1 protein-coding gene is annotated in these 1,165 nt (G+C 68.6%); it reads left to right on the top strand.

All coding sequences use genetic code 11. The annotated features are described in order from the left end of the window. The coding region (locus Q7A36_RS40015) for a DMT family transporter (protein WP_305109361.1) at positions 1 to 775 on the top strand (775 nt) is incomplete at its 5' end. Positions 776 to 1,165: the final 390 nt, after the last annotated feature.

The following is a 1,165-nucleotide window of genomic DNA, read 5'->3' on the forward strand; positions in this document are numbered from 1 at the left end:
CGGAACCCTGCTGCTGTTGCTCTGCCTGAGCGGCCCGGGCCGACCCATCCTGCCACACCGGGAGGAGTGGCGTGGCGTGCTCGCGCTCAGCCTGCTGATCATGGTGGTTTTCCCCTTCGCGCTGATCGCCGGAGTGATGCTGGTCGGGCCGGGGCAGGCTGCCATCCTGAACTACACCATGCCGCTCTGGGCCTCTCTGCTCGCAGTGCCGCTGCTGGGCGAGCGGCTGGACCGCCGCACCCTGATGGCACTCGGCCTCGGGCTCGCCGCGGTGCTGCTGGTGCTGGCCGGCACCACGGGGCCCGGGGGCCCGAGCGGCCTTGGCGTGGCGCTCGGCCTGGCGGCGGGTGCCACCTTCGGCGCCGGCACAGTGCTCAGCAAGAATCTGCGCTTCCGCAGCCCCGTCCTGCTCATCACGGCCTGGCAGTTGCTGCTGGGAACGCCGCCAGCCTTTGCCGTGTGGCTGGTGCTGCACGACCATATCTACCTGCACCCGGATGCAGGGCGTGGGCTGTTCGGCCTGTTCTACATGGTCGTGTTTGCCAATGCCCTTGCCTACGCCGCGTGGTTTCCCTTGGTGAGGCGGCTGAAGGCCACCGTCGCCAGCCTCTCCTTGTTGGTGGTGCCCTGTATCGGTGTCGCCAGTAGCGCACTGCTTGTGCAGCGCCGGATCGGCGCCTTCGATGTGGCGGCCCTGGCCTGCGTGCTGGGTGCGATCGCGTTGGTAGTCCGGCGGCCCGTGGCACCGCCGATTGCGGAGGATATGCAGCGGTAGATCGGCTGAGTCTGGACCAGCGGCAGGTGACCGCCAGACGGGCCCGCTGGTGGTCGAAGCCTAGCGCTTGGGACCGGAGTCGAGCGGTGCGTCGTCGGCCGGCGGACAGATCGTGACCTGACCTCCCTGGGCACGAAACTCGGCCACAAGGCGCGCCGCCTCTTCTTCGCTCGGTGGGCCGCCCGCGGCCTGGACGCGAGCCACTTGTGCCGCAATGGTCTGGGCTCGGCGGAAGCGCTCTCGGAAGGCATCGGCCCGCATCGTAGCCAGGGATGAGCTATCAGGTTTGTCGATGTCCATAGGGTCGAATACCTGCCTGCATTCGACCCCGCCACCGACCGCGCATCACCTGACCGTCAGGGCAAAGCCCTGCCGCTGTTCACGGCGTAG

This window comes from Paracraurococcus lichenis, assembly GCF_030657435.1.
In the GTDB taxonomy this organism is placed as follows: Bacteria; Pseudomonadota; Alphaproteobacteria; order Acetobacterales; family Acetobacteraceae; genus Paracraurococcus; species Paracraurococcus lichenis.